This window comes from Novosphingobium sp. AP12 (genome assembly GCF_000281975.1).
Lineage (GTDB): Bacteria > Pseudomonadota > Alphaproteobacteria > Sphingomonadales > Sphingomonadaceae > Novosphingobium.
Genome location: NZ_AKKE01000035.1, coordinates 32,748 through 51,021, shown reverse-complemented (window position 1 = coordinate 51,021; position 18,274 = coordinate 32,748). Strand labels below are relative to the sequence as shown.

The 18,274-nt window shown below is 65.0% G+C and carries 16 protein-coding genes; 5 read left to right on the top strand and 11 right to left on the bottom strand.

Annotated features, from left to right (window positions below; translation table 11 throughout):
* A partial coding sequence (locus PMI02_RS07045; protein ID WP_007680748.1) for a ComEC/Rec2 family competence protein occupies window positions 1–837 on the bottom strand: 837 nt, incomplete at its 3' end.
* A gap of 195 nt (window positions 838–1,032) precedes the next feature.
* On the opposite strand from PMI02_RS07045, the gene gltX reads away from it, so the two are divergent.
* From gltX to PMI02_RS07030, 3 genes are all read left to right on the top strand, one after another.
* Window positions 1,033–2,472 carry a glutamate--tRNA ligase gene (gene gltX, locus PMI02_RS07040; RefSeq protein ID WP_007680743.1) on the top strand — a complete coding sequence of 480 codons (1,440 nt, stop codon included), beginning with the start codon at window positions 1,033–1,035 and terminating at the stop codon, window positions 2,470–2,472.
* Window positions 2,473–2,494: 22 nt separating this feature from the next.
* The gene (locus PMI02_RS07035; RefSeq protein WP_007680740.1) at window positions 2,495–3,778 is read left to right on the top strand and encodes a citrate synthase; all 1,284 of its coding nucleotides are present in this window, start codon (window positions 2,495–2,497) and stop codon (window positions 3,776–3,778) included.
* A gap of 155 nt (window positions 3,779–3,933) precedes the next feature.
* Window positions 3,934–4,131 (top strand): hypothetical protein, encoded by a 198-nt coding sequence (locus tag PMI02_RS07030; protein ID WP_007680737.1) that lies wholly within the window; start codon window positions 3,934–3,936, stop codon window positions 4,129–4,131.
* Window positions 4,132–4,134: 3 nt separating this feature from the next.
* Here the strand turns inward: PMI02_RS07030 and PMI02_RS07025 are convergent, their stop codons facing one another.
* Genes PMI02_RS07025 through PMI02_RS07010 form a run of 4 tightly spaced genes read right to left on the bottom strand, consistent with a single transcriptional unit; the run spans window position 4,135 to window position 8,079 of the window.
* On the bottom strand, window positions 4,135–5,511 hold the full coding sequence (locus tag PMI02_RS07025; protein WP_007680734.1) for a sensor histidine kinase KdpD: 1,377 nt from the start codon (window positions 5,509–5,511) through the stop codon (window positions 4,135–4,137).
* Window positions 5,511–6,473, bottom strand: a complete 963-nt coding sequence (locus PMI02_RS07020; protein WP_007680732.1) for a hypothetical protein — start codon at window positions 6,471–6,473, stop codon at window positions 5,511–5,513. Before PMI02_RS07020 ends, PMI02_RS07025 begins: the two co-directional genes overlap by 1 nt.
* 35 nt (window positions 6,474–6,508) lie before the next feature.
* Entirely contained in the window at window positions 6,509–7,762 is a 1,254-nt protein-coding gene (locus tag PMI02_RS07015; RefSeq protein ID WP_238539013.1) for a hypothetical protein, read from the bottom strand.
* Between the two features lie 14 nt (window positions 7,763–7,776).
* Window positions 7,777–8,079 (bottom strand): hypothetical protein, encoded by a 303-nt coding sequence (locus PMI02_RS07010; RefSeq protein ID WP_007680727.1) that lies wholly within the window; start codon window positions 8,077–8,079, stop codon window positions 7,777–7,779.
* Between the two features lie 123 nt (window positions 8,080–8,202).
* On the opposite strand from PMI02_RS07010, the gene PMI02_RS07005 reads away from it, so the two are divergent.
* Window positions 8,203–10,788: an ATPase gene (locus PMI02_RS07005; RefSeq protein ID WP_238539012.1), complete on the top strand. Its 2,586-nt coding sequence runs from the start codon at window positions 8,203–8,205 to the stop codon at window positions 10,786–10,788.
* Between the two features lie 465 nt (window positions 10,789–11,253).
* Window positions 11,254–11,766, top strand: coding sequence for an energy transducer TonB (locus PMI02_RS07000; RefSeq protein WP_007680721.1), 513 nt, complete (start codon window positions 11,254–11,256; stop codon window positions 11,764–11,766).
* A gap of 68 nt (window positions 11,767–11,834) precedes the next feature.
* On the opposite strand, the gene PMI02_RS06995 is transcribed toward PMI02_RS07000, so the two are convergent.
* From PMI02_RS06995 to PMI02_RS06970, 6 genes are read right to left on the bottom strand one after another with little or no spacing between them, the layout of a single operon-like run.
* Complete coding sequence (locus PMI02_RS06995) at window positions 11,835–12,125, bottom strand: DUF1467 family protein (RefSeq protein ID WP_036502706.1); 291 nt, start codon at window positions 12,123–12,125, stop codon at window positions 11,835–11,837.
* 12 nt (window positions 12,126–12,137) lie between these two features.
* Entirely contained in the window at window positions 12,138–13,763 is a 1,626-nt protein-coding gene (locus tag PMI02_RS06990; RefSeq protein ID WP_007680714.1) for a ribonuclease J, read from the bottom strand.
* Entirely contained in the window at window positions 13,760–14,539 is a 780-nt protein-coding gene (locus tag PMI02_RS06985; protein ID WP_007680712.1) for a type III pantothenate kinase, read from the bottom strand. The genes PMI02_RS06990 and PMI02_RS06985 overlap by 4 nt, the downstream gene beginning before the upstream one ends.
* A gap of 23 nt (window positions 14,540–14,562) precedes the next feature.
* Window positions 14,563–15,279: a biotin--[acetyl-CoA-carboxylase] ligase gene (locus PMI02_RS06980; RefSeq protein WP_007680709.1), complete on the bottom strand. Its 717-nt coding sequence runs from the start codon at window positions 15,277–15,279 to the stop codon at window positions 14,563–14,565.
* Entirely contained in the window at window positions 15,276–16,739 is a 1,464-nt protein-coding gene (gene nuoN / locus PMI02_RS06975; protein ID WP_007680707.1) for an NADH-quinone oxidoreductase subunit NuoN, read from the bottom strand. The genes PMI02_RS06980 and nuoN overlap by 4 nt, the downstream gene beginning before the upstream one ends.
* Window positions 16,739–18,271, bottom strand: a complete 1,533-nt coding sequence (locus tag PMI02_RS06970) for an NADH-quinone oxidoreductase subunit M (RefSeq protein WP_007680706.1) — start codon at window positions 18,269–18,271, stop codon at window positions 16,739–16,741. Before PMI02_RS06970 ends, nuoN begins: the two co-directional genes overlap by 1 nt.
* Window positions 18,272–18,274: the final 3 nt, after the last annotated feature.

Sequence of the window (18,274 nt, the reverse complement as noted above, 5' to 3'; positions counted from 1 at the left end):
GGCGGCCGCCGCAACGGGAAGTCTCACGCGCAATGCGAGCCAGGGAGACAGGGCCAGCACCCTCACGAACAGCACATACACCGCACCTACCACGGCGCCGACATGCAACCCGCTCACTGAGAGGAGGTGCGCCAGTCCGGAATCGCGCATCGCCTCGTCATCCGCCTTGGAAATGCCGCCTCGGTCGCCCGTCACAAATGCAGTGGCTATGCCGGCGCGTTCATCGCCGATCCTGGCGCGGATGTGGTCCGCGAGCGAGCGGCGCAGGCCCGACAACCACCCTGCGGGAACCGCGCCGGGTTCGACGACCTCGACCTCTCCGATTACGGAGCCGCTACCGGCGATGCCTGCGAACCACGCCGTCCGTGCAAAGTTGTAGGCGCCCGGCAACATGGGCGGTGCCGGCGGCATGAGCCGGCCCTTGAAGCGCACGACATCGCCAATACCGACGTGGGCCGCCAGGTTCTTGCCGGGGACGTTCACCCGCACCTTGATGGCCCGGCCTGTCCCTGGTTCTCGCATGGCAAGGATGAGGCGATCGCGGTCGAGGGCGGGCTGAGGCTCGATCTCGAGCACCCTCGCGGCGAAAGTTCCGGCGATGGGATGGTCCAGCGGCGGCTCCCCGATCACAGTGGACCGCGCCCAGATCGCCAGGCATCCTGCCATGGCGAGCAATGGCAGGACCAGCAAGGCCCTAAGCAGCTGCGGATAGTGCTCGCGGCCCGACCATGGCGCGGCGGCTGCGGCGCCGAGAACTCCACAGACCACGCAAAATGCGCTCCACCACACCAGCGAGGGCAGCGAGAACCAGCTTACGATACCTCCGGCGAAGGCCACGGTCAGCCATGGTCCGCGATCAAATCGCGCACTCGAAAGAAATCGCTCGAGAGCACCCAAAACCCTCGACAAGTCGCTCCCGCTGTTCCATGGCCGATGCTGCAATGCAGCGGCTCCGGCGCCTTTCGGAGACGAATTTTCGACGGTTGCGGCCTGGTTCCCCATGGCGCGCATTAGGACAGCAAGGTGGTATCGATGGCAAGCGGCAGTGCAACGGGCGGAGCGACGGGCACCAAAGCCGTCGTCACGCGGTTTGCCCCCTCGCCTACCGGTTACCTGCACATCGGCGGCGCCCGTACCGCGCTTTTCAACTGGCTGTTCGCGCGCCACCACGGCGGCAAATATCTCCTCCGCATCGAGGATACCGACCGCGCCCGCTCGACCGAGCCGGCAATCGACGCGATCTTTGACGGTCTCACCTGGCTGGGGCTTGAGGGCGACGAGGAACCCGTCTTCCAGTTCGCGCGCTCCGACCGCCATGCGGAAGTGGCGGCGCGGATGCTGGAAAGCGGCCATGCCTACCGCTGCTACCTGACCAGCGAAGAACTCGCCGAGCGCCGCCAGAAGGCGCAGGAAGAACGCCGTCCGTTCCGTATCGACAGCGAATGGCGTGACGCCGATCCCTCGACCTGGCCCGCCGACAGGTCCTACGTCGTGCGCATGAAGGCCCCGCGTGAGGGTGAGACGACGATCGACGACCTTGTCCAGGGCGCGGTCACCGTCCAGAACGTCGAGATCGACGATTTCGTCATCCTGCGCAGCGACGGCACACCCACTTACATGCTTGCCGTCGTCGTCGACGACAACGACATGGGCGTGACCCACGTCCTGCGCGGCGACGACCATCTCAACAACGCCTTCCGCCAGTTAATCGTCATCCAGGCGATGGGCTGGGAGGTGCCGGTCTACGGCCACGTTCCGCTGATCCACGGTTCCGACGGCGCGAAGCTGTCCAAGCGTCACGGCGCGCTGGGCGTCGATGCCTACCGCGACGAACTCGGCATCCTGCCCGAGGCGGTCTTCAACTACCTGCTGCGCCTCGGCTGGGGCCACGGCGACGAGGAGATCATCTCGCGCGAGCAGGCGATCGATTGGTTCGACATGGTCGACGTGGGCAAGTCGCCCTCGCGCTTCGACCTCGCCAAGCTTCACAATCTCAACGGGCATTACCTGCGCGAGGCCGACGACGCTCGGCTCGCCGCGTTGGTCGCGCCGCGCCTGAACGGGGCCGCCGACGCGGATCTCGGCCTTCTGACGCGCGCCATGCCCGTGCTCAAGGTCCGCGCAAAGGACCTCAACGAACTTGCAGAAGGCTCTGCCTTCCTGTTCGCCCAGCGCCCGCTCGCCATGAGCGAGAAGGCGCTTGGCCTCCTGAACGACGAGGCGCGTGGCCGCCTTGCCGCGATTCACGAGCGCCTGTCCGGTCTTGGTGACTGGACATTGGAGGGACTGGAAGGAAACCTGAAGGCAATGGCCGAGACACTGGGACTGGGGCTCGGCAAGCTCGCACAACCGTTGCGGGCGGCCCTGACAGGTCAGACGACCTCGCCGGGGATTTTCGACGTACTGGTTTTGCTCGGACGGGAAGAGAGCCTCGCACGTATCGGTGCGCAGGCGGACGTTCCTGTCGGGTAACCGTCATAAGGAGATATAACTGGTGGGTGATCAGGCTAAACTGAGCGCTGGTGGCGCGGACTTCGAATACCCGATCCTTAAGGGCAGCGTCGGTCCGGATGTCGTCGACATCCGCAAGCTCTATGCCCAGACCGGCAAGTTCACGTTCGACCCCGGCTTCACCTCGACCGCGAGCTGCGAGTCGGCGCTGACCTACATCGACGGCGACGAAGGCGTTCTGCTGCACCGCGGCTACCCGATTGGCCAGCTGGCCGAGAATTCCTCGTTCATGGAAGTCAGCTACCTGCTTCTGAATGGTGAACTGCCGAGCAAGGATGAGCTCGACAAGTTCAGCTACACCATCAGCCGCCACACGATGCTCCACGAGCAGCTTGCGACCTTCTATCGCGGCTTCCGCCGTGACGCGCACCCGATGGCGATCATGTGCGGCGTGGTCGGCGCGCTTTCCGCGTTCTATCACGATTCGACCGACATCGCGGATCCCGAACATCGCAAGATCAGCTCGCACCGTCTGATCGCGAAGATGCCGACGATCGCGGCGATGGCCTACAAGTATTCGGTCGGCCAGCCGTTCCTCTATCCCGACAACTCGCTCAGCTACACCGGCAACTTCCTGCGCATGACCTTTGGTGTGCCCGCAGAAGAGTACGTGGTGCACCCGGCGATCGAGAAGGCGATGGACCGGATCTTCATCCTCCACGCCGACCACGAGCAGAACGCCTCGACCTCGACCGTGCGCCTTGCAGGGTCGTCGGGCGCGAACCCGTTCGCATGCATCGCGGCCGGCATCGCTTGCCTCTGGGGCCCCGCGCATGGCGGCGCCAACGAGGCGGCGCTCAACATGCTCAAGGAAATCGGCACGCCCGACCGCATTCCGCACTACATCGAGCGCGCCAAGGACAAGAACGACCCGTTCCGCCTGATGGGCTTCGGTCACCGCGTCTACAAGAACTACGACCCGCGCGCGACGGTCATGCAGTCGACCCTGCGGGAAGTGTTCGACGCGCTCAAGGTCACCGATCCGCTCTTCGAGACCGCCCTGCGCCTCGAAGAACTCGCGCTGAACGATCCGTACTTCATCGAGAAGAAGCTGTTCCCGAACGTCGACTTCTACTCCGGCATCATCCTGTCCGCGATCGGCTTCCCGACCACCATGTTCACCGTGCTCTTCGCCCTCGCCCGTACCGTGGGCTGGGTCGCGCAGTGGAACGAGATGATCTCCGATCCCGGCCAGAAGATCGGTCGCCCGCGCCAGCTCTACACGGGCCCGACGCAGCGCGACTACCTGCCCATCGGCCAGCGCTGATAGACCAGTTCCGCGAGCAGTCGCGGTACCCGAGAAAGGCCCTCGCGAAAGCGGGGGCCTTTTTTCGTTGGCCTTACCGCGCAGACAGGCCACTCTCGCCATAATCCGGCCGCATCCAGGGGGCACCCTGGCGCAAGCAAACGGGGCGCGACGACATGCTTTTCATTCGAATACTGGCGATGATCCTGGGCGTCCTGCTCATTGCCGCAGGTCTGCTTTTCGTGGCTCAGGGCACCGGCGTGATCATGTGGCCGGCAGACAGTTTCATGCTTTCCGACCGAGGCTGGGCCGTGCGGGGCGCAGTCCTGGCAGCCGTCGGCGGGATCATCGTCTGGCTGGGGCGGCGCTGTTGAGCCTCAGGCGTCGGGGTCGACCGGAACGTCAAGACTGAAGCGGGCGCCATCGCCCGCCACGCTTTCCACTGTCAGATCGCCGCCCATGGTGCGCGCCAGGCTCCGTGAGATATAGAGGCCAAGGCCCGATCCGCCGTCGCCGCTGCGGCCGAGGCGCTCGAACTTCTCGAACACGCGCTCCTGATCCTGATCCGCAAGGCCAGGACCCTCATCGGCTACGATCACGCGAGCAAGCTCATCCCGATGCTGGAGCGATACGGTAATGCGCGAGCCCTCCGGCGAATAATGGATCGCGTTGCCGATAAGGTTCAGCAGTATCTGAAGGACGCGGCGAAACTCGGCGAAGGCGGGCAGCGTCTGCTCGGGCGAAGGCACTTCGATGACGATGCCCTTCTCCCGGGCCCGAACGCCGAGGATGCCTGCCGCCTGCCGCGCCACTTCGGACAGATCTATGGGGTCTGGCATGGTGGAGAAGCTGTCCGATTCGACCATCTCGAGATCGGCCATGTCCTCCAGCAGTCCCAGCAGCAGCTTGCCCGCGCTGGCGATTTCGCCCGCATATTCAGCGTATGCGTCCGGCAGCGGCCCTGCGAGGCGCGTGCGGATCGTCTCGGCATTGGCGATGATGCGCGAGATCGGCTGCTTGAGCACGGGCGCAAGGTCCTGGCCGACGAGACTGCGGCGCGGATTGCGGATGACAGGTTCAACAAGGACCGGGCCTTCGGCCGCCGGCTCATCCGACAGCAGCAGCAGCTCGAAACCGGCCGGCTCGAAGCCCGGCGACATGAGCGGAAGCAGCGATACGCGAAAGTTGCGTTCCGAGCCCGGCACGATGACCCGCGATCCGTCGAGCAGGCGCCAGTGGAGCGGCTGCTGGTGCGTCACGTTCTGCGGCGCGAGGAAATCGGTCCAGATCTGGCCTGCCCCCGCCTCCATGGCGGAGGTGATCTCCGTCAACTCGATCGAGTCGGACGTAACCGTCAGCACCCGCTGGCCGGCGTCGAGATAGGCGGAAAGCTCCGCGAGATGCCGGTCGATCCCTGCCCGGCGCTGCGCCGCGAGGGCGCCGTCCTCCTGCAGGACCTGTGCCGTCTGCCAGGTTCGCACACGGATGGCGCAGCCCCCTCCCTCGGCACCCGGCTCGACCTCGACCCAGGCGCTGACCGCATCGCTGCCGTCCTGCGCATTGACGGAGCGGGCGAGAGGGAAACCAGAGCTGCGAACCTTGCGGACCAGTTCGAGCAGTTCGGGCACCGCGATCGTGCCAGGCAATTCGCCCCCGCATCGCACCTGCAGGCCAGCCAGCGGCTCGCCCGCTTCGAGCAATCGGTCCTCGCCGTCGCTCATGGCCTGTGCCACGATAATGCCCCCGCCTCCCATCAGAGGGTATGATCCCGCACCGGACGCGCCGACGAAAGCATCGCCCCCGCCTCTTCGCAGCTCAACCGGGAGAGATCGTGGGGCGGCGGAATTTCGGGATGGAGCAGCAGGCACTGTTCTGCGACGGCGCCCGCGCCGAGGCCCGCTGCTCTCAGGGTAAGGCCCAAGCGGGCGGTCTGGGTCCGATGCATGGACAGCGCGGCGGCATCACGACCCTGTCCCGACCCGATCGCAATGGCGGTCAGGAAGAGCGGCACCCCGGCCTGGGCCACCCACAACGTCGGGGGCCTGTCCTGCACAAGATAGGCGACCAAGTGCGCGGCTCGCCCCAACCGGGTGGCCTGCTCATCGTACGAGCGGCGGATGTCGCCTTCGACCACCGTAGCCCTCTCTGCCAGCGCCGGTTCGATGCCGGCCAGTGTACGTAGAGTGTAGAGCGCGACGTTCAGCAGGTCCGCCGGCAATTCCGTCAGCGGCAGCGACATCCTCCGCTGCGCCTGACACCAGCGCGCCTGAGCCGCGAGAAAAGCCCGCGCCTTGTTTCGCGTCACTTCGTCCGGCGAGGCAATCAGCTCTTGCAGCAGCGGCGAAGCAACCGGATCAAGCCCGAGCGCCGCATACAGCCTTTCGGTCAACTGCCACTCCAGCGCCAGCGCATGGAGGTGCGAAACCAGGGCTGGATTGTCGAGCAGGGCATGGCCGACGACTTCCACTTCGCCCGCCGAGTGAGTGCGGCCCTGCCGGCCCATGAGAGCATCGAGCAATTGCCGCGCGATATCCGCCAGCATCGCCCTAAGCCGCGTGACGATCTCCTCGTTGAACAGCGAAACGTCGCCGGCCGCGATCAAATGGCGCAGAATTGGGACCGCCGTCCCCGCCACGGCATCGCCACGCACGAGTTGCTCTCGCAGCGCGGTTTCGACGCGTTCCGGGCTGGCCGGAGGGGCGGCTTGATCAATCATATGATCTGTCTAATCGGCATTTGGTTAAATCGACGTTAGCCGTTCCGCCGCGGCGGCAACAAAGCCGCGGCGAGGAGCACGACCGAAAGCAAGCGCACGACGAGCAGCACTTGTCCGAAACCCGAGGCCACGGCCAGCACCGCTCCAAGCAGCGCGCGGTCCCCTGCCCATCCCACCGCCCTGCCACCCGTCACGCGCGGAAGCAGCACAAGCGTCATCATCAGGATCGCCGGTGTGCACAGCCATGCGAGCACCGGCTCGCCTGGAAAACGCGGGGTGTCGAGCAGGATCATGGCGGCAAAAGCCGCGTCCACCAGCCAGACAAGTGCGTCGGCACGCGGAATCGCCGGCGCCGGCTGCCCCAGCGCCTCGCGCTCGGCCGCACGGAGCAACCGGCTCGCTTCAACCAGGAGCCAGGCGACCGCGACGAAAACGAACCCGCCCCAGACAAGGCCGAACCAGCCCAGACCTGCGGCGATCGCTATCGAAACCAGCACGGCGATCGAGACGACATTGCTGGCGTTACCGGCATGGAGCAACGACGAGCCGAAGCTGAGGACTCCGAAACGCGCAACCGCGCGTCCCGGCGAACCGCAGGTCCCCTCGCCGAAGCGCGAGCGCAGCCATTCGTCTTCCAACGCATAGGCCTCGGCCTCGCTCCGGATCATACGCCAGCCCGAACCGGCGCGCGCCGCAGCGGGAACCTCCCGCATCGCTATGCCGATCTGAAGGGCAATGCGTGTGAGAGCGGAAAGGACGTCGCAGTCGGCGGGCAGTTCATGGAGCCGTTCCACCAGTTCCCCGGGAATGCGCATCAAGCCGGCGCTGGCCCGGTTAATGTCGATTCGTTCGAACCCGGCCACAAGCGCGCCTTCGACAGGCTGCACCAGGACAACAGGTGCCCTGCCCTCGAGCAAGGCGACCGCCTGCGAGGGATCCGCGAACAGTCCTTCGGAAATGACGACCAGTTCGTCGGTCGCCGTCACCAGCCCGGCAAGCTGCCCCGGCCCCGTGGCGATGGTGAACTGCAATCCTGCATTTTCAGCATCATGCTGAAGCGCAATCAATTCGGGCGATGTGCCTCGCGCCATGCAGATCACCCTCTGGCAATCCAGCGCGAGAGCCATGCCGAGCTGATGCTGGGCGACGCTCGCCCCCGCAACGCGCAGAAACGCACGCGGAAACGGCTGCCCTGCTCCCGCAGGCTCCGTCATTGCCAGCAATGCTATCCGCAAACTCGAACTCCACCGCCCACAGCATGATGTAGGCAGCTGCCGGGCCGGTGCCAAGCGGAACCAAACAATCAGGCGGCGGAAAACTCCGAGAGGTAGGCCTTCAGCCTGCGGACGGCGGTAGGTTCTCCCGGCGCGGCGTCGAGAGCATGGTCTGCCAGCACAAGCAGTCGGTCCGAATGAAAGCTTGCCGCCAGCCCCTTCAGCCGCATGGCTGCCACCAGCCAGTTGCCGTCGCAGCGCGAGCGCTCAAGCAAGTCCACCTGCCGAGCCACGCTTTCCACGAAAGCCTGGCGCAGTTCGTCCATGAGGATAGGGTCGCCGCCCGCGGCAGCGGCGAGAGTCGCTTCGAGGGCGCCTGCTTCATAAGCCATTTCCCCAGGATAGTGGGCAATGGGTTAAGCTGGGGTTTATTGCCGCGCCACTCGTGATATCCTGCACGGATGGTTGGGGAACACAGGATCATCTCATTCGGGTTGGGCAACGGCGAAGGGTCCGTGACCGAGCACGACAAGTCTGCCGAAGCAGCGGAATTCGCCTCGGTCCGCGAAAGCTGGGACGATGCTTGGGTCGCGGCCGAGGACGAGGGAGAGCATGCGTACACGCCCGCACCGAAGGCTTGGCTGATGCCGACCCTTGCTGGAATTGCGGTGGCTGCGTGGTCTGCTCTGTTCGTTGCTGCACAACTTCCGGCATTTCGCGCGGGCTTGCCGCTCTCAGCGGTTCCGGCGCTTGTGACCCAATGGTGCGTGCCGGTACTGCTGATCGGGACCATCTGGCTGCTTGCCATGCGCCACAGCGCTCGCGAAGGCCGCCGCTTCGGACAGATCGCGCGGACATTGTCGAACGAATCGGCGCTGCTCGAGACCCGGCTGACCACCGTCAATCGTGAACTCAGCCTCGCCCGCGAATTCATCGCGGCGCAGTCGCGCGACCTGGAAGCGCTGGGCCGGATCGCGGCGGAGCGCCTTTCGCAGAATGCAGAGCGGCTTCAGGACCTCGTGCGCGAAAATGGTGCCCGCGTCGATTCGATCAGTAGCGTCAGCAACGCCGCGCTGGAAAACATGGAGAAGCTGCGCGGCCAGCTCCCTGTCATCGCCAGCTCGGCAAAGGACGTGACCAACAACATCGCCAATGCCGGCCGCACCGCCCATGCGCAGCTGGAAGACATGGTCGCCGGGTTCAACCGCCTTAACGAGTTCGGCACCGCCAGCACACGGCAGGTCGCGATGCTGCGCGAGCAGGTGGGTGAGACGCTCGATGGCTTCACCCGCCAATGCGAACAACTTGAAGCGATGGCCTCTGCCCGCTTCGTCGAACTTGCGGCGCGCGGGGAGGAATTCCGTTCCCAGCTCGACAGGCAGGAAGTCGACGCGCTTGACGCGATGCGCACCCGGGCTAGCTCACTGGCCGAAGAAATCCAGGGAACCCGGCAACAGCTCGACCATCACGAGGCCGAGAGCCTCACCTCGCTGCGTGCCCGTCTGGGTGCCCTGCGCGACGAGAGCGAAGTCGTCTCCCGCGCCCTTCACGATGCGGAAGACCGCGCAAGCGAGACGCTTCGTAACTCTCTAGCCGACCTGTCATGCGAACAATCCGCCGTCAGCGAGGCGATAACGGAAGCCCAGAATACTGCCATCGACGCATTGGCTGGCCGTCTCGCCCATATCTCGTCCGAGGCCCGGCAGATCGACGAGTCGATCGGTCTTCGTGCCGAGCGACTGGCGATGGAAGCCGAGGAACGGCAGTCCAGGCAGGTGGAGCAGGAACGCCACGCCATTGCCCGGATCGAGCATATGCTGGGCGAACTCGACGCCGGCATCGCCGAGCGCCTCGAACGCCACCGCATCCAGGCATCAAACCTGGCCGAGCGAGCTGCCGCCGTCACCGAGGAACTGTCGCGCTACGACACCCGGCTTGCGACCATCGCGCAGGCGACAGTCGATTCCGAAGCCCGCCTCGATGGCAGCCTCGGCGCTCTCACCCAGCGGCTCACCGCCGCGCGCGCCACGCTGGTGGCGACGGACGGCGAGGTCGAGAAGCTGACCGGCGACAGCGTGCGCCTGCTGGAACTGATCCAGGCCAGTGCCAAGCAGACCCACAACGCACTTCCCGAAGCTCTCGCATTGTCCGAGGACAGGCTCCTGCGGTTGCAAGAAGGCGTGGGCGCTCTCGTCGGCCAATTGCGCCTTTCCGCAAAGGGCAGCGAAGACATTTCGGCGGGTATCGGCGCCTCCGGGCGCGACCTTGATGTGCTGCTCGCCGGTCTCGAAAGGGCCCAGACGGCCATCACCGGGCGCGGAGCCGACCATGCGGCCCTGTTTGCAAGCCTTCACTCCACCATGAATGAGATCGATGAGGCCACCCGGCAGGCCGCCGACCGCGCTGGCGGCGCATTGACCGAAGCGATTGGCGCGCTGCGTGTCAGTCTTGAGCATGCCGTCGCCTCAGTCGAGGAAGACAGCGCCGAACGGATCGCGCGTGTCGCCGAGACACTGGGAGCCGAAAGCGCCTCGGCCATAGACAGGGCGATGCGCACCAAAGTTGCCGAAATTTCGGGGCAGCTGGAGCAGGCTGTGGCCCACTCTTCCGGCGTCACTCGCGAGGCGGCAGGACAGCTGCGTGAGCAGGTCGCAAAGGTCGACGAACTGGTCGGAAACCTCGAAACCCGCGTATCCGATGCCCGCCGCCAAGCCGAGGACCAGGTCGACAACGACTTCGCCCGCCGCGCTGCCATCATCACCGAATCGCTCAATTCCAACGCCATCGACATCGCCTCGGTTCTGTCCAGCGACATCGCCGACACTGCCTGGGCAGCCTACCTGCGCGGCGACCGGGGCATTTTCACGCGCCGCGCCGTCAACCTGCTGGACGCCGGCGAAGCCAAGGCGATCCAGCACGTGTTCGAACGCGACGACACCTTCCGCGCCAACGTCAGCCGCTACATCCACGATTTCGAGGCGATCCTGCGGCAGGTCCTGTCGACGCGTGACGGCAACGCACTGGGCGTGACCCTGCTTTCGTCGGACATGGGCAAGCTCTACGTAGCACTGGCACAGGGTGTCGAGCGGCTTCGCGCCTGAACGCGGCTCACTAAAATCATACGAGCGTGAATGTGCGAGTGTCATGCTCGTACCTTTACGATGGCCGGCGCTTGCGTCCGTGGGCCCTCAACGCGCCTGAGCGCCATGTCGAAACTTCGCCCGCCCCTTCGCTCTTCTCGGAGGCTGGGTGCGGACGAGACCCATTCATTCAGTTTTTTAAGTAGAATATTTGGAATCTACCTTAAGTTCGCGGCACAAATCGAACCTAAATTATGAACATTCTCGCATTGCAGAAATATCGGCGCCACTTCATTGTGTTATCTGCTCGAGGCATGCCAGTCGGTTCAAATAAGTAGACTCTTTTAGATCGCAGGTTCAATCAGCGTCGCGGTCGCCGACGACTCCGTTCGCGAGAGTCGGGCATGACATTCAAGCCACAAAAAATCATGGTTCTGCGCCATCCCTCGAAGTCTGCCGATGGCGTTGCTTTGGGAGGTTACTGAAATGGAACGTCGATTTTCATTGGCCATCTCCTTGATGGCCCTGTTGGTGTCCTTGCCTGTCCAGGCAGACCCTGCAGCGACCCACGACAATGCGATAGTTGTCGTCTCGCCTTCGCTCGAAGCCTGGTCTGCACAACTGTTCAAGGATCTGGACAGCAAGCTTCAATATCCACCGAGCCTCGCCGGCATGCCGCTTCACACCGGCGTCGTAGCGGTCAAATTCAACTGCAGCGACAGCGGCGCACCGGCCGGCATCGAACTGCAGAAGTCATCGGGCCACCGCGACCTCGACTTTGCGACCATGCGCGCGGTGAAGCGGATTTCGACTCTTCACCCTCTTCCACGCGGCCTCACCGATGACCAGAAGTACATCGTGCGAGTGCTCTTCTCAGACACGCCCGAAGACATGCGCGCGCAAGGCGAGAAAATGCGGTCCGAAGCAGCGCGCAGCAACGCGTGGTTTACGAAGGGCGGAAATGTCGCCGCGCTGGAGATCGTACCATTAGGCGGTTGAACGACCGGCAAGTGCAATACGGTCGCGAGAGGCGTCTGCTACCCGCGTAGCTTGGCGCCTCCAGCGCATCAGTATCCGAGATCGTCCACAGGCGGCTTGCCGAAGAAATTGAGGTCGTCGGTCGTGACCCACTGATTGGCGTAGTTGAGGTAGTAGAGCCCGAACAGCACCACCGCGAGCACCGTCGCGCGCAACGCGATCAGTTTCGGGCGGAAGTTGACCGGCGCGCTCGTCGCATGACCTTTCTCGATCTGATGGCCCTCGACCTCGTCAGGCGTGCGCAGGCCGAAGGGCATGACGAGAAACGCGCTCAGCACCCAGAACAGGGTGTAGATCGCCAGCATCGAGGTCCATCTCATCGCCATCTCGCGTCAATCCTCCAGTAGCAGGATCGAAACCTGTGGCTTCTTACCCGACCAGCGCGTGGCAGCGCGGCGAGCGGCAAGGCGGGCTGCCTCGACGCGGACGCTGCGTTCTGCCTTCTTGGCACGGCCCAGTGCGTCAGCAATATCCTTCTTCGCCTCGGCGACGAAGGCGTCGTAATCTTCGTCCAGTGGCAGGCCAAGTGCCGAGACTTCGACGTGCCCCTTCCGGTCTGCGGCCACCGACACGATGCCGTTGGCAGCGATCCGCCGGCGCATGACGATGGCGTCGCCGTCGGCAGGCGAGATGATATCGCCGTCGAGCAACAGGCGGCCGGCGCGCACTTCACCGAACTTACCGGCGTGGTCGGGGGCAAGGCGCACCAGGTCGCCATTCTTCTGGTAGATCGCCTTGGGAATGCCGCAGGCGATGCCAAGGCGTGCCTGCTCCTTCATGTGGCGGATTTCGCCATGGACCGGCATCAGGATCTGCGGACGAATCCAGCTGTAGAGCGCTTCCAGCTCCGGACGCCCCGGGTGACCGGAGACGTGGATAGGGCTCTGCCGATCGGTGACGACGACGATGCCGCTCTCGGCGAGGCGGTTCTGGATGCGGCCGATCTGGATTTCGTTGCCGGGAATCTGGCGGCTGGAGAACAGCACCACATCACCGCGTTCCAGCTTGATCGGGTGGTTGCCCTCGGCGATGCGGGCGAGCGCCGCCCGGGGCTCCCCCTGCCCGCCGGTCGCGACGATCAGCACGTCCTCACGCGCGAGCCCCATCGCCGTGTCGACGTCGATCAGCTCGGGCAAGTCCTTCAGGTACCCGCACGACTTGCCCACCGCGATGATCCGGTCCAGCGAACGGCCGGCGACGCATAGTTGCCGCCCAGTCTTTTTTGCTACGTCGCCCAGCGTCTGCAGGCGTGCGACGTTGGAGGCGAAAGTGGTCACCGCGACGCGGCGGCCCTTGTGTCGCTGCACCTCGGCGAGCAGCCCGCGATAGACCTCGCCTTCCGAGCCCGACGCCTCAGGATTGAAGACGTTGGTGGAATCGCAGACCAGTGCCAGCACGCCCTCGTCGCCGATGGCGGTGAGTTCGGCCTGGGTCGCCGGGGTGCCGACCTGCGGTTCGTCGTCGAGCTTCCAGTCGCCGGTGTGGAAGATCCGGCCGTAAGGCGTCTCGATGACCAGCGCATTGCCCTCGGCGATCGAGTGCGCGAGCGGCACGTATCGTATGCCGAAGGGTCCGATGTCGAAATTCTCGAGGTCGTGGACGACATTGAGTTCGACCTCGTCGAGGATACCGGCTTCCTCCAGCTTGGCCGCGACCAGCTTGGCGGTGAACGGCGTTGCGTAGAGCGGTACGTCCAGTTCCTGCGCGAAGTAGGGCACGGCGCCAATGTGGTCCTCGTGCGCGTGGGTAAGCACGATGCCCAGCAGGTTTTCCCGCTCGTTCTCGATGAATTCGAGGTCGGCGAAGACGAGATCGACGCCGGGGTATTCATTGCCCGAGAAGGTCATGCCGAGATCGACCATGAGCCACTTGCCCTGGCAGCCGTAGAGATTGACGTTCATGCCGATCTCGCCCGAGCCGCCGAGCGCACAGAACAGCAGTTCTTTACCTGGAATCACTTAGATGCGGCCCTTTGCGCAAGAATGGCGAGGCCGTCGATCGTGAGATCCGCATCGACGGCGTCGAAGATGTTGGTTGCTTCGTGGAACAGGACGGCGAGGCCGCCCGTGGCGATGACCTTGGCGGGGCGCCCGATTTCGGCGCGGATGCGGGCGATCAGGCCCTCCATCATCGCGACGTAACCCCAGAACACCCCGATCAGCATCTGGTCCTCGGTATTGCGGCCGACCACGCTGTCGGTCTTCGGTACCTCGATCGCGATGCGCGGGAGCTTGGCGGTGTTGCCTACCAGCGCGTCCAGCGAGAGGTTGATGCCGGGTGCGATGATGCCGCCCTTGTAGGCACCGTTGAAGTCGATCACGTCGAACGTGGTAGCTGTGCCGAAGTCGACGACGATGAGGTCGCCGGGGTGCTTCGCATGCGCGGCGATGGCGTTGACCGCACGGTCGGCGCCCAGTGAACGGGGCTCGTCGACGTCGATATCGATGCCATAGTCGGCCTTGTCCATGCCGGCGATCATCGGCTCGACGTTGAAATAGTGGCGCGCGAGGATTTCGAGGTTGTGCAGGGCGCGCGGCACGACCGTGGAGATGATGATCTGGTCCACCTCCTCCGCCTTCACGCCGCGGATGGCGAGCAGTTGCATCAGCCAGACCGCATATTCGTCGCCGGTGCGACGCGGATCGGTCGCGATGCGCCAGCGCCCCTTGATGGCGCGGCCGTCCAGCAAGGCGAAAACGACATTGGTGTTGCCGGCATCAATCGCGAGCAGCATGGCTTCTTCCGGTTCCTCGAGACTCAGGCGTTCGCAAGCAAGACGTCGCCGGCGTGGATCGTGCGGATCGAACCGTCCGGCAGGGCGAGACGGAGGTTGCCGTCGTCCGCCAGCCCGGCGAAGGTGCCGTGTAGCGCGTCCTCTCCGGGCGGCAGCACCGTCAGCGGCGTTCCCTTGGGATGCGCCGCACTCTGCCAGCGACGCAGGAGCGGGGCAAGGCCGACGGAGCGCCAGCGCTGCAGTTCGCGGTCGAAACACTCCGCCAGCGCCCCGGCGAACAGGTCGCGCGATGATGGTGGGGCGAAGTCGGACAGCGCGGCGACCTTACGGTCGGGCACTTCGGGCGCGCTCGCTAGGTTGACGCCGATGCCGACGATTACAGTGCCGGCCTTCATTTCGAGCAGGATACCGGCTACCTTGGCGTCGTCGACCAGTAGGTCGTTCGGCCACTTCAGGCGAAGCACCCTGCCCTTGGCCACGAAACCAGCAAGCGCATCGTGAACCGCCAGGCCAGTCAACAGCGCAAGGCTGGCCGGTGAAGGATCGCCGGGTGCCAGGCGCACCACGGTCGATCCCATGAAGTTGCCGAAACCATCACTCCAGACCCGGCCGAGGCGGCCCCGACCGGCGGTCTGGCGGTCGGCGACCAGCCAGTCGCCTTCGGGCAGGTAGTCCCCGCACGCGATCCGGGCGGCCAGGTCCGCGTTGGTGGAGCCGGTCTGCTCGACGCTATGGATCAAGACGCGAAGAACAGCGCCGTCGCCGCCGTGCCGGCAAGACCGCCCAGCCACTTGGTGAGCAGGTAGCCGAGCGGCGAGATGAACACGCAGGAGACCGCGAGGATCGCCTTGTGCCACACGTCGCTCTCACCCTTGATCACGTCGGCGGGCTCGTCGAAGTACATGACCTTGACGACCTTGAGGTAGTAGAACGCGCCGATCACCGAGGCGGCGAAGCCGATCGCAGCGAGCGGCATCAGGCCGGCGTCGACGGCAGCCTGGAACACCAGGAACTTGCCCCAGAAACCGAACAGCGGCGGGATGCCGGCAAGGCTGAACATGATGATCGCGAGGCCAAGCGCCAGTCCCGGACGCGTGCGCGACAGGCCGGCAAGGCTGGCGATGTCTTCCACGGCGTCGCCTTGCTCGTCCTTGAGCATCAGGATGGCGGCGAAGCCGCCCAGCGTCATGGCGACGTAGATCGTCAGGTAGAACAGCATCGCGGCTGCGCCCTGCGGGTTGGCCGCAGCGAGGCCCACCAACATGAAGCCGACGTTGTTGATCGACGAATAGGCCATCAGGCGCTTGATGTTCTTCTGGCCGATGGCGCCGAGCGCACCCACCACGATCGAAGCCAGCGCCACGAACACGATGATCTGCTGCCAGGCGGCTGCCTGCTCGCCAAAGGCGTCGAGCAGCACGCGCATGGTCAGGCCCAGCGCCGCGACCTTAGGCGCGGTGGCGAAGAAGGTCGTCACCGGGGTCGGCGCGCCCTCGTAGACGTCGGGCGTCCACATGTGGAACGGCACGGCGCTAATCTTGAAGGCAAGGCCGGCCAGCATGAAGACGATGCCGAACAGCGCGCCGTGGCTGAGTTCACCCGACAGCGCGGCGTTGATGCCGCTGAACGAGGTGGTGCCGGTGAAGCCGTAGGTCAGGCTCATGCCGAACAGCAGGATACCCGAGGCCAGCGCGCCCAGCACGAAGTACTTGAGGCCTGCTTCCGCCGAACGTCCGTCGGTGCGCAGGAACGCGGCGAGGACGTAGGCGGCGAGCGAGTTCATCTCGAGGCCGATGTACAGCGTCAGCAGGTCGGTGGCCGAGACCATGATGCCCATGCCCAGCGCCGCGAAGACCACGAGTACCGGGAATTCGGCGCGCATGGCGCCGAGGCGCTCGAAGAAGGCGGGCGCGATCACCAGCGTGGCGGCAGCCGAAAGGTAGATCAGGATCTTGGCGTAGCTGGCGAAGGCGTCGGCGCGGTACTGTCCGAAGAAAGCGGAAGTGTCCGGGCCCATCGCATGACCGCACAGGGCGGGCGCGACGAGCGCCATGGCCGCGACCAGCGCCGCTACGGCGAGGATCGAGATCAGGCGGCTTGCCTTGTCACCGCCCCAGGCGGAGATCAGCAGCAGGACGAGGCCCGCGATGCTCAGCGTTTCTTCCGGCGCGATAAGGCGCAGGGAGTGCGACCAGTCCATCAGTGTGACCCCTCATGCGCAGCGGCTTCTTCGTGCGCAGGCTTTGCTTTTCCGATTGTCGGCTTGCTGTCCCCGGCCGGCTTCGCACGGGCGAGGCGGGCGTCGAGCGCGGCGATGTCGGCGCGCATCGGAGCGATGAAGCTCTCGGGGTAGACGCCCATCCACAGGACCGCGAGGGCGAGCGGAACCACCATCAGCAGTTCGCGCAGGTCGAGGTCAGGCATGGCGGCGGCGTCGGCGTTCTTCTGTTCGCCGAAGACGACCCGGCGATAGAGATAGAGCATGTAGGCGGCGCCCAGGATGATGCCGGTGGTGCAGATCAGCGCCGTCCCCGTCGAAACCTGGTATATGCCGCCGAGGCTCAGGAACTCGCCGACGAACCCGCTGGTACCCGGGAGGCCGATGGAGGCCATCGTGAACAGCAGGAAGAACAGCGCGTAGCGCGGCATGTTGATGGCGAGACCGCCGTAGCGGCTGATCTCGCGGGTGTGGAGACGGTCGTAGATGACGCCCACGCAAAGGAACAGCGCGCCGGCGACGAGGCCGTGGCTCAGCATGACCAGCATCGAGCCTTCGAGGCCCTGCGTGTTGAAGGCGAACAGGCCGATCGTCACGATCGCCATGTGCGCGACCGAGGAATAGGCGATCAGCTTCTTCATGTCGCTCTGCACCAGCGCGATCAGCGAGGTGATGACGACGGCGGCCATCGACAGGCCCCAGACCAGCGGCGCGAAGTAGGCGGAGGCCTCGGGGAACATCGGTAGCGAGAAGCGGATGAAGCCGTAGCCACCCATCTTCAACAGCACGCCGGCCAGGATGACCGAGCCGCCCGTCGGCGCCTGGACGTGGGCTGCCGGCAGCCAGGTGTGGACCGGCCACATCGGCATCTTCACCGCGAAGCTGGCGAAGAAGGCGAGCCACAGCCAGGTCTGGACATGCGGGTCGAAATCGTAGGCCATCAGCGTCGGGATGTCGCTGGTGCCGGCGGTGTGGACCATCCACAGCATCGCGACCAGCATCAGCACCGAGCCGAGCAGCGTGTAGAGGAAGAACTTGTAGCTCGCGTAGATGCGATCGGCGCCGCCCCAGATGCCGATGATCAGGTACATCGGGATCAGGCCGGCTTCGAAGAACATGTAGAACAGGTAAAGGTCCTGCGCCATGAACACGCCGAGCATGAACACTTCGACCAGCAGGAACGCGGCCATGTATTCGCCCACGCGCTTCTCGATCGAGCGGCTCGCACCGATGCAGATCGGCATGAGGAAGACCGAGAGCATGACCAGCAACAGGGCGATGCCGTCGATGCCGAGGGCGTAGGAGAAGCCGGAGAAGACCTCGGCGCGCTCGGTGAACTGCCACTGGGCGCCGCCGATGTCGAAGTTCATCCAGAGGATGACGCCGAGCACGAAGTCGACCAGCGTTGCCAGCAGCGCGACGGTGCGCGCTGCCTTGGCTTCGAGGAAGAGGCAGGCCAGTGCGCCGATCAGCGGCACGGCCAGCATCAGGCTGAGGATCGGAAAACCACTCATCAT

Bases quoted from the DNA above. Each gene is read 5' to 3' on its own strand.
- gltX (WP_007680743.1), top strand. From the start codon at position 1,033: ATGGCAAGCGGCAGTGCAACGGGCGGAGCGACGGGCACCAAAGCCGTC.
- PMI02_RS07030 (WP_007680737.1), top strand. From the start codon at position 3,934: ATGCTTTTCATTCGAATACTGGCGATGATCCTGGGCGTCCTGCTCATT.
- PMI02_RS07025 (WP_007680734.1), bottom strand. From the start codon at position 5,511: ATGGGAGGCGGGGGCATTATCGTGGCACAGGCCATGAGCGACGGCGAG.
- PMI02_RS07020 (WP_007680732.1), bottom strand. From the start codon at position 6,473: ATGATTGATCAAGCCGCCCCTCCGGCCAGCCCGGAACGCGTCGAAACC.
- PMI02_RS07010 (WP_007680727.1), bottom strand. From the start codon at position 8,079: ATGGCTTATGAAGCAGGCGCCCTCGAAGCGACTCTCGCCGCTGCCGCG.
- PMI02_RS07000 (WP_007680721.1), top strand. From the start codon at position 11,254: ATGGAACGTCGATTTTCATTGGCCATCTCCTTGATGGCCCTGTTGGTG.
- PMI02_RS06995 (WP_036502706.1), bottom strand. From the start codon at position 12,125: ATGAGATGGACCTCGATGCTGGCGATCTACACCCTGTTCTGGGTGCTG.
- PMI02_RS06985 (WP_007680712.1), bottom strand. From the start codon at position 14,539: ATGCTGCTCGCGATTGATGCCGGCAACACCAATGTCGTTTTCGCCTTG.
- nuoN (WP_007680707.1), bottom strand. From the start codon at position 16,739: ATGGACTGGTCGCACTCCCTGCGCCTTATCGCGCCGGAAGAAACGCTG.
- PMI02_RS06970 (WP_007680706.1), bottom strand. From the start codon at position 18,271: ATGAGTGGTTTTCCGATCCTCAGCCTGATGCTGGCCGTGCCGCTGATC.